At 72.0% G+C, this 12249-nt stretch carries 13 protein-coding genes; 6 read left to right on the top strand and 7 right to left on the bottom strand.

Annotated features, from left to right (window positions below):
• Positions 1–27: 27 nt before the first annotated feature.
• Positions 28–645: a MarC family protein gene (locus K338_RS0107715; protein ID WP_022917601.1), complete on the bottom strand. Its 618-nt coding sequence runs from the start codon at positions 643–645 to the stop codon at positions 28–30.
• Positions 645–1484 (bottom strand): PHP domain-containing protein, encoded by an 840-nt coding sequence (locus K338_RS0107720; protein ID WP_027286573.1) that lies wholly within the window; start codon positions 1482–1484, stop codon positions 645–647. Before K338_RS0107720 ends, K338_RS0107715 begins: the two co-directional genes overlap by 1 nt.
• 64 nt (positions 1485–1548) lie before the next feature.
• Between K338_RS0107720 and K338_RS21195 the strand changes: the two genes are divergently transcribed.
• A complete protein-coding gene (locus K338_RS21195) occupies positions 1549–3081 on the top strand; it encodes an aminopeptidase P family protein (RefSeq protein ID WP_022917603.1) in 1533 nt (510 codons plus the stop codon).
• The gene (locus K338_RS21200) at positions 3060–4505 is read left to right on the top strand and encodes a DUF2079 domain-containing protein (protein ID WP_022917604.1); all 1446 of its coding nucleotides are present in this window, start codon (positions 3060–3062) and stop codon (positions 4503–4505) included. Before K338_RS21195 ends, K338_RS21200 begins: the two co-directional genes overlap by 22 nt.
• Before the next feature lie 6 nt (positions 4506–4511).
• Here K338_RS21200 and K338_RS21205 read toward each other — a convergent pair whose 3' ends face one another.
• The gene (locus K338_RS21205) at positions 4512–5036 is read right to left on the bottom strand and encodes a YflT domain-containing protein (protein ID WP_022917605.1); all 525 of its coding nucleotides are present in this window, start codon (positions 5034–5036) and stop codon (positions 4512–4514) included.
• Positions 5037–5123: 87 nt separating this feature from the next.
• Between K338_RS21205 and K338_RS0107740 the strand changes: the two genes are divergently transcribed.
• From K338_RS0107740 to K338_RS0107750, 3 genes are read left to right on the top strand one after another with little or no spacing between them, the layout of a single operon-like run.
• Positions 5124–6401, top strand: coding sequence for a magnesium transporter MgtE N-terminal domain-containing protein (locus tag K338_RS0107740; protein WP_022917606.1), 1278 nt, complete (start codon positions 5124–5126; stop codon positions 6399–6401).
• Positions 6394–6903: a DUF1003 domain-containing protein gene (locus K338_RS21210; RefSeq protein ID WP_022917607.1), complete on the top strand. Its 510-nt coding sequence runs from the start codon at positions 6394–6396 to the stop codon at positions 6901–6903. Before K338_RS0107740 ends, K338_RS21210 begins: the two co-directional genes overlap by 8 nt.
• A 60-nt stretch (positions 6904–6963) precedes the next feature.
• Positions 6964–8103 carry a P-loop NTPase gene (locus tag K338_RS0107750; protein ID WP_027286574.1) on the top strand — a complete coding sequence of 380 codons (1140 nt, stop codon included), beginning with the start codon at positions 6964–6966 and terminating at the stop codon, positions 8101–8103.
• A gap of 39 nt (positions 8104–8142) precedes the next feature.
• Here K338_RS0107750 and K338_RS0107755 read toward each other — a convergent pair whose 3' ends face one another.
• The 4 genes from K338_RS0107755 to sigE are packed head-to-tail and all read right to left on the bottom strand — an operon-like array spanning position 8143 to position 11479.
• On the bottom strand, positions 8143–8619 hold the full coding sequence (locus tag K338_RS0107755) for a twin-arginine translocase TatA/TatE family subunit (protein ID WP_022917609.1): 477 nt from the start codon (positions 8617–8619) through the stop codon (positions 8143–8145).
• Positions 8620–8659: 40 nt separating this feature from the next.
• Positions 8660–9946, bottom strand: coding sequence for a S1C family serine protease (locus K338_RS21215; protein ID WP_245542918.1), 1287 nt, complete (start codon positions 9944–9946; stop codon positions 8660–8662).
• Positions 9947–9962: 16 nt separating this feature from the next.
• Positions 9963–10844 carry a zf-HC2 domain-containing protein gene (locus tag K338_RS25965; RefSeq protein ID WP_022917611.1) on the bottom strand — a complete coding sequence of 294 codons (882 nt, stop codon included), beginning with the start codon at positions 10842–10844 and terminating at the stop codon, positions 9963–9965.
• On the bottom strand, positions 10841–11479 hold the full coding sequence (gene sigE, locus K338_RS0107770) for an RNA polymerase sigma factor SigE (RefSeq protein WP_022917612.1): 639 nt from the start codon (positions 11477–11479) through the stop codon (positions 10841–10843). The genes K338_RS25965 and sigE overlap by 4 nt, the downstream gene beginning before the upstream one ends.
• Before the next feature lie 195 nt (positions 11480–11674).
• Between sigE and K338_RS0107780 the strand changes: the two genes are divergently transcribed.
• Positions 11675–12244, top strand: a complete 570-nt coding sequence (locus tag K338_RS0107780) for an O-methyltransferase (RefSeq protein ID WP_425413829.1) — start codon at positions 11675–11677, stop codon at positions 12242–12244.
• Positions 12245–12249: the final 5 nt, after the last annotated feature.

Here is a 12249-nt window from a genome sequence, read left to right on the forward strand (position 1 = left end):
GCCTCTGCCGGTGCGGTGCGGTGCGCCTCAGCCGCCGAGGATGAAGGCGCGCACCGCGTCGGCGATGAGCTGCACCGCGATCGCAGCCAGCAGCAGACCAGCGATCCGGGTGACCAGCGTGGTGCCACCCTCCCCGAGCACCCGGTGCACGATCACCGAGAACCGCATCGCCAGGAACAGGCACACGTGCACCGCCACGATCGCCAGGATGATCGCCACCCAGCCCGCCACGGTGCCGCCGGAGGACTGCACGGCGAGCATCGCGGCCACGATCGCACCTGGCCCGGCGAGCAGCGGTGTGCCCAGCGGTACCAGCGCCACGTTCACCTTCCCGCTCGCGGAGGGCTCTTCGGCCTTGCCGGTGAGCAGGTCCATGGCCACCAGCAGCAGGAGCAGACCGCCGGAGGCCTGCAGCGCCGGTACGGAGATGCCGAGGAAGGTCAGGATGTACTTCCCGAACAGCACGAAGGCGACGATCACCCCGAACGCCACCGCGACCGCCTGGATCGCCGCCCGGGCCCGCTGCTTGGCGGTCATCGTGGAGGTCAGCGCCAGGAACACCGGTACCGTGCCTGCCGGATCCATGATCACGAACAAGGTGAGGAACGTGGTCAGGAACAGGGTGCCGTCGATCACCGCCGCCATCAGCGCACCACCTCGATCCGACCCCGGTCGGCGATCTCGGCCAGCACCTCCGGCGTGGTGGTGTATTCCCCGAGCCGGTTCGGCTTGCCGGCACCGTGATAGTCGCTGGAGCCGGTGACCAGCAGCCCGAGCCCGGCCGCCAGGTCCCGCAGCCAGGCCTTGTCCGCCTCGGTGTGGTCCCGGTGGTCCACCTCCAGGCCGACCAGCCCAGCGTCGGCCAGGTCACGGATCACCTGCTCGCTGACCACCCGGCCCCGGGAGCTGGCGCGCGGGTGCGCGAACACCGGCACTCCGCCGGCAGCCAGCACCAGTCCCACCGCCTCGGCCACCTCCGGGGCGTGGTAGCGCACGTAGTAGGGCCCGGTAGGGGCGAGCATGGTGGCGAACGCACCCGCCCGGTCTGCGGCGTACCCGCGGGCCACCAGCACGTCGGCGATGTGCGGGCGCCCGATCGTGGCCCCCGCACCGGCCTGCGCAGCGACCTCCGCCCAGGTGACGTCGAAGTCGACCGCCAGCCGGTCCACCATCGCCCGGGCACGCCCGTCCCGGGAGGTCCGCGACCGGGTGAGCAGCTCCGCCAGGGCAGCATCGTGGGGGTCGTGCAGATAGCTGAGCAGGTGCACGCTGATCCCGCTGGCGGTGCAGGACACCTCGGTGCCGCGCACCAGCGCCACACCCTCGCTGCGGGCAGCGGCCGCCGCCTCTGCCCAGCCGGCGGTGGTGTCGTGGTCGGTGAGGGCCAGCACGTCCAGGCCCGCGCGGCGTGCCTCGGCCACCAGCTCGGCCGGCGTCTGGGTTCCGTCGGACACGCGCGAGTGCGTGTGCAGGTCGATGCGCACGATCACCCAGGGTATCGGGCAGTGTCCGGTTCCTGAGACGATCAGCGTTTGAGACGATAGGACCATGGTGACCACTGCATCTGAGCCTCCTGCACCCCGCGATCCCGCCGCCGGCGCGGCCGGAGGTGCCGAGGACACCCAGGACCTGGCCGACCGCGGTTCGAACCGCTCCCAGCGCCCGGACTCCCAGGCGTTCCGGGACTTCATCGCCGCCGACTGGGCCCCGCGCAGCGGCCCAGCAGCCACCCGTGAGCCGGTCGCCGACCACACCGAGCGCCGCCGGGCCGCGATCAGCGCCGCTTTCGCCGGGGAGCGGCTGGTGGTCCCGGCGGGTCCGCTGAAGGTGCGTTCCAACGACACCGACTACCGGTTCCGCCCGCACTCGGCGTTCGCTCACCTGACCGGGCTGGGTACCGACGAGGAGCCGGACGCGGTGCTGGTGCTGCACCCGGTCGAGGACGGCGGGCACGAGGCAGTGCTGTACTTCCGGCCCCTGGCCGGCCGGGACACCGAGGAGTTCTACGCCGACGCCCGGTACGGGGAGTTCTGGGTGGGCGCCCGACCCACGCTGGAGGAGATCGAGACCCGCACCGGGCTGCGCTGTGCGCACATCGACTCGCTGCGCGACGAGCTCGCCAAGGACGCTCCCCAGGTTCCCCTACGGGTGGTGCGGGAGGCGGACGAGGCGATCTGCGCCGTCGTGGACGAGATCCGCCAGGGTGCCCGCGAGGAGGAGGACGCAGCCCTGGCCGAGGCCCTCTCGGAGCTGCGCCTGGTGAAGGACGACTGGGAGGTGGCCCAGCTGCGGGAGGCGGTGGCGGCCACGATCGCCGGGTTCGCCGACGTCGTGCGCGAGCTGGACCGCGCCGCCGACCATCCCCGGGGAGAACGCGTGATCGAGGGAGCGTTCGGCGCCCGCGCCCGGGAGGAGGGCAATGGCATCGGCTACGACACCATCGCCGCTGCCGGCGACCACGCCACCACGCTGCACTGGATCCGCAACGACGGGCAGGTGCACCGCGGTGAGCTGGTGCTGCTGGACGCCGGGGTGGAGGTGGACTCGCTGTACACCGCGGACGTCACCCGCACCCTGCCGGTCGACGGCACGTTCACCGAGGTGCAGCGGCGGGTGTACACCGCCGTGCTGGACGCCGCCGACGCCGCATTCGCCTTCGCCCGCCCGGGCGTGCGGTTCCGGGAGGTGCACACCACAGCGCTGCGGGTGCTCGCCGAGCGGTTGCACTCCTGGGGGCTGCTGCCGGTGAGCGTCGAGGAGGCGGTCTCCCCCGAGGGACAGCAGCACCGCCGGTGGATGCCGCACGGCACCAGCCACCACCTCGGCCTGGACGTGCACGACTGCGCCCAGGCGCGCCGGGAGATGTACCTGGACGCCGAGCTGGTGCCCGGGATGGTGTTCACCATCGAGCCAGGCCTGTACTTCAAGGCCGACGACCTGGCCGTACCGGAGGAGTACCGGGGCATCGGGGTACGGATCGAGGACGACGTGCTGGTCACCGCGACCGGGGTGGAGAACCTGTCGGCTGCACTCCCCCGCCGCCCGGAGGACGTGGAGGCGTGGATGGCCTCGCTCCGGTGACCCGGTCCGGGTCACCGACCGTCGGGTCTGCGGCCGCTGGGTGGCAAGCACCTGAGGGGGACCGGCGCACCCGGCTGGTGGTCGCTGGTGCGGTCGGGGCGCTGGTGACCGCCCTGTACACGGTGTTCTCGCTGCGGCAGTGGCACCGGTTCGAGGTGCCGTCCTGGGACCTGGGCATCTTCACCCAGGTGCTGCGCAGGTACTCCGAGCTGCAGGCGCCGGTGGTGACGATCAAGGGCGAGGGCTTCATGATCCTCGGCGACCACTTCCACCCGCTGCTGGCGGTGCTGGCGCCGGTGTACCGGCTGTTTCCCTCGGGGCTGACCCTGCTGGTGGTCCAGGACGTGCTGGTGGGCATCAGCGTGGTGATCGTGACCGCCTGCGCGGCCCGGCACCTGAGTACGGTCACCGGGGCGGGCATCGGGCTGGCGTACGGGCTGTCCTGGGGGTTGCAGTCGGCGGTGGCCGCGCAGTTCCACGAGGTTGCGCTGGCGGTGCCGCTGCTGGCCGCCTGCTGTGCTGCGCTGGTGCGCCACGACCACCGGGCAGCGGCACTGTGGGTGGCACCGACCGTGTTGGTCAAGGAGACGATGGGGCTGACCGTCGCCGCCGTCGGGGTGGTGCTGCTGGTCCGCGGCAGCCGGCGGCTCGGCGGCAGCCTGGTAGCCGGTGGGCTGGTCGCTTTCTGGCTCACCACGAACGTCATCCTGCCGGCGTTGAACCCGGACGGGGTGTGGGCGTACGCGGACGACTCGATCCTGGCTGTGCTGCTCAGCGACCCGGGACAGGCGGTGAACGTGCTGCTCGCCGGGGCCGGGGCGAAGCTGCTGCTGGTGCTGGCGGTGCTTGCGATCACCGGGTTCCTCGCGCTGCGCAGCCCGATCGAGCTGATCACCGTGCCCACGTTCGCCTGGCGGCTCACCTCGGACGTGCCCTACCACTGGTCGCTGCAGTGGCACTACTCAGCCGTACTGATGCCGGTGGTGTTCCTCGCGCTCGTGGACGCACTGCGGCTGCTGCCGGTCCTGCGGGCGCGGTCGCGTTGGGTGGCCGCCGGTCTGGTCGCGACGAGTCTCGCGGTGAGCACGCACTTCCCGCTGGCGGACCTGGCCGAGGCGCGCAGCTATCGTCCGTCCGCGCAGGACGGCGGAGCGCACGCGGCGTTGGCCCTCGTCCCCGAGGGCGGGGTGGTCGCCACGGACATCACGTTGATGGCGTACCTGGCACCGCGGGCGCAGGTGTACTGGGTGGGCAACGAGGGCAACCCGGTCCCGGACTACGTGGTGGTCAACCGCCACTCTGGTGTGTACGGCGGGAACCCGCCACAGGACGTGGTCGACTACGCAACGGACAAGTTCCCCGGAGCACAGTTCATCGAGGTGCTCGACGAGGACGGGTTCGCCGTGGCCGAACGGACCGGCTGACCGGGATCAGCGGCCGAACCCGCCGAAGCCGCCGGAGCCCTCCGGCTGGCTCGGGCCGCCCGGCAGCTCGGTGAGCAACCGCCGGGCCTCGTCGGCCTTCTCGGTCAGGCAGAGCACGGAGAAAGCCCCGGCCACCACCTGGGAGGTGGAGGTGAAGTCCCGCTTGCCGCCGCTCATCGCATAGGCGATCACCGCGAACAGCATGCCGGCGCCAGCACCGACGAGCAGCGCCGGCAGCAGCACCTCGAGCAGCGTGCCGCCCATCAGGAACAGCAGCAGCCCGATGAAGAACCCGAAATAGGCCCCGGAGGCCGCGCCGCGACCGGCGACGCTGGGATAGGTGCGCCGACCGGTGATCCGTTCCACCATCTTCAGCTCGGTCCCCACGATGGTCACGGCGTTCACCTCGAACTCCTTGTCGGCGAGGAAGTCCACCGCACGCTGCGCCTCCAGGTAGGTGCGGTAGGAGGCGATCTCATCACCGCGGGGCTGCAGCCCCGCGCGCGGGTCGGTCGGGCGCATCGCTGACATGGCTCCATTCTTGCCTACCGCTGGGGTGGTGTCATCCCGCCGCCCGGTGCCCGGGTGCGGGCCGGGCTGCTGGCATAGGCTGACCAGGTGAGCTCTGCGACCGGCCGGATCTACGTGGCCCGCCTCGCCGGCACCGGGGTCTTCGACCCGCTCGGTGACCAGGTGGGCCGGGTGCACGACGTGGTGGTGCTGCTCCGGGTGCGGCAGGCACCACGGGCTGTGGGCCTGGTGGTGGAGGTACCGGGCCGGCGCCGGGTGTTCCTGCCGCTGTCCCGGGTGACGTCGATCGACGCCGGTGCGGTGATCACCACCGGTCTGATGAACATCCGCCGGTTCTCCCAGCGGGCCGCCGAGACGCTGGTGCTCGGCGAGCTGCTGGACCGGGAGGTCCGGTTGCGGGAGGACGGCAGCACAGCGACGATCCAGGACGTCGCGCTGGAGCAGCAGCGCAACCGGGACTGGTTGGTGACCAAGCTGTTCGTGCGCCGCACCGGCACCCGTGCCGGGCTGCTGCGCCGCGGCGAGCACCTGACCATCGACGTCAGCGAGGCGCTCGGGTTGGCACCGACCACCGCCCAACAGGGAGCGACCGCGCTGCTGGCCACGATGACCGACCTGAAACCGGCGGACCTGGCCGACGTGCTGCACGACCTGCCCGCCCAACGACGGGTGGAGGTGGCGGCTGCGCTGCGGGACGAACGCCTGGCCGACGTGCTCGAGGAGCTCGGTGAGGAGGACCGGGTGATGATCGTCTCCTCGCTGGACACCGAGCGGGCCGCGCGGGTGCTGGACGTGATGCAGCCGGACGACGCCGCCGACCTGGTCTCCGAGCTACCGGTGCAGCGGGCCTCCGAGCTGCTCGCGCAGATGGAGCCGGAGGAGGCCGAGGACGTGCGCCGGCTGCTGGTCTACGACGAGCACACCGCCGGCGGGCTGATGACCACCGAACCGGTCATCCTGCCGCCGGAGGCCACGGTGGCCACCGCACTGGCGCACGCCCGGCGCAAGGACGTGACCCCGGCGCTCGCGGCGATGGTGTTCGTGGTGCGCCCACCGCTGGAGACCCCCACCGGCCGGTTGCTGGGTGTGGTGCACCTGCAGCGGATGCTGCGCGAACCACCGCACGAGGCGATCGGCACGCTGCTGGACTCCGGTGTGGAACCAGTGGACCCGCACGACGTGATCGGCAAGGTCACCCGGCTGCTGGCCACCTACAACCTCACCGCGCTGCCGGTGGTGGACACCGAGCGCCGGCTGCTGGGGGCGGTGAGCGTGGACGACGTGCTCGACCACCTGCTGCCGGAGGACTGGCGGGAGGCGGACGACGAGGTGACCGACCAGGCGATGGGAGCACAGCGTGTCTGACCGGCTCGACACCCCCCTGCGCAGCCGCCGCCGATGGCTGCCCCGCAGGCCGAGGAACAAGGATGCCTTCGGCAAGCTCGCCGAGGCGATCGCCCGGTTCATCGGCACGCCCCGGTTCCTCATCTACATGACCATCTTCTGCGCCGTCTGGCTCGCCTGGAACACGCTCGCCCCTCAGGAGGTGCAGTTCGACCCGCGGGCGCTGAACTTCACGTTGCTCACGTTGATGCTGTCGCTGCAGGCGTCCTACTCGGCACCGCTGATCCTGCTCGCCCAGGACCGGCAGGCCGACCGGGACCGGGTGGCGGCCGAGCAGGACCGGCAGCGGGCGGAGCGCAACCTCGCCGACACCGAGTACCTGGCCCGGGAGGTCGCGGCGCTACGGTTGGCGATCGGGGACGTGGCCACCCGCGACTTCGTGCGCAGCGAGCTGCGGTCCCTGCTGGAGGAGCTGCAGGCCGACCGGGCGGAGGAGCCGGCCACCACGACCAGCCAGTCGTAGGTGTCCGAGGCCACAACCCCCGCCCGGCCCGCGCCTGGCCGCTCGGCTTAGACTCGGAACATGGCTGAGTTGATCGATCGTGTGCACGAAGCGCTGACCGCAGTGCTCGACCCGGAGATCAGGCGGCCGATCACCGACCTGGACATGGTCCGCGGTGTGGAGGCCGCCGACTCTCCGGACGGCGCCGTGGTGACCGTGAACATCGCCCTGACCACTGCTGGCTGTCCGTTGAAGGACACGATCACCCGGGACGTGACCAAGGCCGCCGAGGGGGTCGAGGGAGTGGCCCGCGCGTCAGTCTCGATGACGGTGATGACCGATGAGGAGCGTACAGCGCTGCGCACCAAGCTGCGCGGCGGCATCGCCGAACCGGTGATCCCGTTCACCCAGCCGGACAACCTCACCCGGGTGTTCGCCGTCGCCTCCGGCAAGGGGGGTGTGGGCAAGTCCAGCGTCACCGCGAACCTGGCCGCGGCGATGGCCGCCGACGGTCTGAAGGTCGGTGTGGTGGACGCGGACGTGTACGGCTTCTCCCTGCCCCGGATGCTCGGGGTCACCCTGCCGCCGACCAAGGTGGACGACATGATCCTCCCGCCGGTCGCCGGTGAGGTGAAGGTGATCTCTATCGGGATGTTCACCGATCCGGGCCGGGCTGTGGTGTGGCGGGGACCGATGCTGCACCGCGCGCTGCAGCAGTTCCTCGCCGACGTGTTCTGGGGCGACCTGGACGTGCTGCTGCTGGACCTGCCGCCGGGCACCGGGGACATCGCGATCTCCGTGGCGCAGATGCTCCCGGACGCGGAGCTGCTGGTGGTCACCACCCCGCAGCTGGCGGCCGCCGAGGTGGCCGAGCGGGCCGGGTCGATGTCCAAGGCCACGAACCAGAAGGTCGCCGGGGTGATCGAGAACATGTCCTGGCTCACCCAGCCGGACGGGTCCCGGCTGGAGCTGTTCGGCTCCGGCGGCGGGCAGCGGGTGGCCGATGCTCTCACCGAGGCGCTGGGTACCCCGGTGCCGCTGCTCGGGCAGGTGCCGCTGGAGGTGGCGCTGCGCGAGGGTTCGGACGCCGGTGAGCCGCTGGTCAGCACGGCCGACGAGACCTCGGAGGCGGCGCGGGTGCTGCGTTCGGTGGCCAGCACGCTCGGCCACCGGTCCCGCGGGCTGGCGGGCAAGAAGCTGGCGATCTCCCCGGTCGGCTGAGCGGCGCCGCCGCACCGGCGCCGGTTCGACGGCGGAGCCTCAGGTGGCCTCGTCGTCGAACGGGGCGCCGTGGGCCAGCGGGTCCTCCTCGATGGCTGGCGTGTCCTCCGCGCTGGCCGCTACATCCTGCGCACCGCTCGTCTGCCCGGAGGCGGCTGCGGCAGCAGTACCGGCCGCTGCGGCACCGACGGCACCCGCACCCGAGGCGCTGCTGCTGGTCTTCGTGCTGCTGCTGCGTCTGGAAGAACCGGCGGACTTGCTCGTCGGGGACAGGTCTTCCATGAGCGCGTCGCGCACGATGCGGCGCGGGTCGTACTGGCGCGGGTCCAGCTTGGAGAAGTCCAGGTCGGCAGCCTCCGGGCCGAGCTCGTCCTTGATCGTCTGGGTGGCGCCGCGGGCCATGTCCCGCAGGGTGCGCACCAGCCGGGCCAGCTGTTCGGCGTACTCGGGCAGCCGCTGCGGACCGACGACGATGGTGATCAGCACCAGGATGATGATGATCTCAGCGCCGTTCATGCGCCCCAGCCTAATCTGAGCCGGGGTGTGCCGGGGACCGTCACCGGCTCTCGGACTCCCCCAGGGTGACCGGCACGTCGGTGTCCTCGTCCCCGTCCCGCACGGTCAACGTGACCACGTCCCCCGGTGAGTGGGCCCGGATCCGCACGATCAGCTCGTCCGGGTTGGTGACCGGGTCACCGTCGATCGCCACGATCACGTCCCCCGGTTGCAGGCCGGCCGCCTCGGCCGGGCCTCCCGGGGTGATCGCCGGGGTGTCGGTGGCGTCGTCCGCGGTGACCACCTGCACCCCTTCTCCGGTGTAGCTGCCGTCCAACAGCGCACCGATCACCGGATAGGTGGCCTGACCGGTCTCGATCAGCTGCTCGCTGGTGCGGCGCACCTGGCTGCTCGGGATCGCGAACCCCAGCCCCACGCTGCCGGCCTGCCCGGCGGTGGCGAGGCTGGCGATCGCGGAGTTCACGCCGATCACCTCGCCGGCCGCGTTCACGAGCGGGCCGCCGGAGTTGCCGGGGTTGATCGCCGCATCGGTCTGGATGGCGTTGATGAAGGTGCTGCCGGCCTGGTCCGGGATGCTCACCGGCCGGTTCAGGGCGCTGACGATCCCGGAGGTGACGGTTCCCTCCAGGCCGAGCGGGGCACCGATCGCCACCACTGGTTCACCGACGACCAGGCCGTCGGAGTCGCCGAGCACCAGCGGGCGCAGCCCGTCGGCGTCCACCTTCAGCACGGCCAGGTCGTAGTCCATGCTGGCGCCGACGACCTCCGCCTCCACCTCGCTGCCGTCGGCCAGCACCACAGTGATCTGCCCACCATTGCCGCGCGCAGCGGCGATCACGTGCTGGTTGGTGACGATGTAGCCGTCCTCGCGGAGCACGAAGCCGCTCCCGCTGCCGCTCTGCTGGCCGGCGGCCACCTCGATGTAGACAGTGCTGGGCAGCACGTCCGCCGCGATCGCCGCCACCGAGTCCTCATCCAGGTCCGCCCCGGCGGAGCCGCCCGGTCCGGGGCTGACCTGGGTGGGCGGCAGCTCGGCGGACCGGTCCGTGGTGAGCAACGGCGAGCCGAGCACCCCGAGCAGCAGCCCGGCCAGCAGGCACACCACCATCAGTGGCACGGCCACGGCAAGCAGGATGCGGCGTGGTTCCCGGCCGGTCTGGTGCACCTGGCCGGCCGGACCGGGCACGGGAGGGGTGCTGCCCGGGTGGGTTCCACCGTCCGGCGACGGCGCAGCCTCCTGGGCAGGTGCGCTCACCTGAGGCGGGTGGCTGGGTACCTGGTAGGGCGGGGCGAACGGGCCCTGGCCCGGGTCGGTCGGAGTACTCACTGCGCTACCAGCCTCCTCAGCCGCCACCGAGGAGCACGTCCAGGCCGTGCGCGAACCGGTCCACCACGCCGTCCTCCACCCCGGCCGGCATCTGGGCGATCAGCTCGTGCGCCGCCGTGGGATCCGCACCGGAGGAGACGGCGACCACCGAGGTGCCGCACTGGGACACCCACCAGTGGTCGGCCACCCGGTACACATCGTGCCCGGCGACCCGCACCGCCTCCAACGGGGCAGTGGTCGACTCGTCCAGCACGCCGTGGGCCTCCATCACCTGCACGCTGCCGCTGCTGCCGGCCAGGTCGACCTGCAGGATCGGGCCTGCGGGGTCGTCCAGCACCAGCACGTCCCGCACGGACAACCCGGCGGGCAGCTGCGCCGGGGCAGTCCAGCCGCTGCTGCTCATCCAGTCCAGCACGGTCGCGGAGAGGTCCTCACCACCGGTGGATGCCGGGGTGATCACCGCACTGGGGGCGACCGCACCCTCCGCCGTCCCACCGAGAGCGACCAGCGGGGTGAGGTCGTCCACCTCGCGCTGCTGCCCACCGAGCACGAACAGCGCCACGGCGAACACCCCCATCGAGGCCACCGCCCCGGAGAGCACCCGCAACCGGGTGCTGCGCAGCGGGCGGGGCCGGGTGGTCTCCTCTGGCAGGTAGCCGCTGGACAGCGGCCCGGAGGACTGGCCCGGCATGTTCAGCGCAAGCAGCCGGCGGGTGAGGTCATCGCTGGCGCGCACCTGCCCGGTGGACCGGGCAGCGGCGGCCCGCAGCGCCCGCTCGGCCTGCACCTGGGCACGGCACCCGGCACAGTGCACCAGGTGAGCACGGGCACGCTCAGCCTTGGCCGGCGACAGGTGGCCGTCCACGAGCGGGGAGACGAGCGGTCCGAGATGGCTCACCCGGCGACCTCCGCAGACGCGGCGGCGGACCCGCGGGCCTCGATGACCCGCGGGGAACGGTGCGCCAGCCTGGTGCGCAGCTGGGCCCGCCCGCGGTGGATGCGGGAGCGCACAGTGCCCATCGAGATGCCGAGCACCTCGGCGATCTCCTCGTACGAGAGGCCCTCGATGTCGCAGAGCACCACAGCGGCCCGGTACTGCGGCTTGAGCGAGTCCAGCGCCTCCTGGATGTCCCGGTCCAGGTTGTCGTGCTCGTAGCGCCGCTCCGGGGAGCTGGTGTCGGTGGTGGCCGCGATCCGTTCCACCGCCGGGCCGAGCGCGTCGAACCGGATCCGCTTCTTCCGCCGCTGCCCGTCCAGGAACAGGTTGGTGGTGATCCGGTGCAACCAGCCGGCGAACGTGCCCGGGCTGTAGGAGTCCAAAGATCGGAACACCCGCACGAACACCTCCTGGGTGAGGTCCTCAGCATCGGCCCGGTTGCCGGTGAGACGGTAGGCGAGCCGGTACACCCGGTCGGTGTTCTCCCGGACGATCTGCTCCCAGCTGGGCGGCTGCCAGTCCCGGTCGCCCGCGACCGGATCCCCGGCCGAGGTCGGGGCGGCAGACGGGTGGTTCGCAGCGGCAGAGGTAGTCATCAGGTCTTCATCGTAGGCGGCGCACCTGGGAGGTTGCTGGGAGTCGTGCGACCTCTCCTGCCCCCGGTGCGGCGCCCTGGGCGCTAGCATCGGAGCAGTCCCGCCGTCTGCGAGCCGACCTGGAGGCCCACCATCGCTGCCGACAAGGCCCTGAGCTGGGCGTACACCGAAGAGTTCCTCACCGAACCGGACGCCCTGCGCACCGCCCGTGCCCGCGCCGAGGAGTTCGGCATCGATGCTGTCTCGGTCGGTGTGGGTGCCGCACTGCGGATGCTCACCGCCGCGAGCAACGCCCGGGCGGTGGCCGAGGTCGGCACCGGCACCGGCGTCTCCGCGCTGTGGCTGCTGGAGGGGATGGCCCCCGACGGGGTGCTCACCACGATCGACGTGGAGGTGGAGCACCAGCGGGCGGCGAAGGAGGCGTTCGCCGACGCAGGGATCCGTTCCACCCGCACGCGCACCATCTCCGGTCGAGCGCTGGACGTGCTGCCGCGGCTGGCCGACTCCGCCTACGACCTGGTGTTCCTGGACGCCGAGCCGAGCGAGACCAGCGACTACGCCGAGCAGGCGGTGCGGATGCTGCGCCGTGGTGGGATGCTGGTGGTCGCCGAGGCGCTCTGGCACGACCGGGTGGCCGATCCCGCGCGCCGGGACGAGCTCACCGTGGCCATGCGCGAGCTGGGCCGCAGCGTGCGCGAGGACGAGAACCTGGTGCCGTCGCTGCTACCGGTGGGCGGCGGGCTGCTGGTGGCCATCACCCGCTGACCGGC

The organism is Ruania albidiflava DSM 18029 (assembly GCF_000421225.1).
Taxonomy (GTDB): domain Bacteria; phylum Actinomycetota; class Actinomycetes; order Actinomycetales; family Beutenbergiaceae; genus Ruania; species Ruania albidiflava.

Coding starts and splice junctions, on each gene's coding strand:
- K338_RS21205 (WP_022917605.1), bottom strand. CDS start 5,036: ATGTCAGCGATGCGCCCGACCGACCCGCGCGCGGGGCTGCAGCCCCGC.
- K338_RS0107755 (WP_022917609.1), bottom strand. CDS start 8,619: ATGAACGGCGCTGAGATCATCATCATCCTGGTGCTGATCACCATCGTC.
- K338_RS21195 (WP_022917603.1), top strand. CDS start 1,549: ATGGTGACCACTGCATCTGAGCCTCCTGCACCCCGCGATCCCGCCGCC.
- K338_RS0107750 (WP_027286574.1), top strand. CDS start 6,964: ATGGCTGAGTTGATCGATCGTGTGCACGAAGCGCTGACCGCAGTGCTC.
- sigE (WP_022917612.1), bottom strand. CDS start 11,479: ATGACTACCTCTGCCGCTGCGAACCACCCGTCTGCCGCCCCGACCTCG.
- K338_RS0107715 (WP_022917601.1), bottom strand. CDS start 645: ATGGCGGCGGTGATCGACGGCACCCTGTTCCTGACCACGTTCCTCACC.